Annotated in this window: 1 pseudogene; it reads left to right on the forward strand. The window is 48.0% G+C overall.

What is annotated here, in order from left to right:
* A pseudogene (locus CA600_RS31485) lies at positions 1–323 on the forward strand (hypothetical protein); the annotation flags it as partial.

Here is a 323-nt window from a genome sequence, read left to right on the forward strand (position 1 = left end):
ATCAACGAACTGACGGTAGAAGCGGAAAAACTGGAAGACATCATTCGAGGTGCAATAAAAGGTGTTCAAGGCGCACAGGATGAGAACAAGAGGCAGGCAAATCAACTTTTTCAACAGCTCGGTGTTCTTGGCGGTATGTTCGAAAGGTTTGGGGGCGGAAGTGCAATAGGGAATTCTTCTATCCCGACGACGGCTCAGAAAGCAGTCACGAATCTGATCACCTCGGTTGCTACTCTGATGGGTTGGGATGAGTTGAAGAGGGATCCTATGGTGCAGAAACTCCAAGCAACTGTTAAAAATTCAGGACTGGGAACGATCGACTC

This window comes from Paenibacillus sp. VTT E-133280, assembly GCF_002264385.1.
Classification (GTDB): Bacteria; Bacillota; Bacilli; order Paenibacillales; family Paenibacillaceae; genus Paenibacillus_AQ; species Paenibacillus_AQ nitricinens.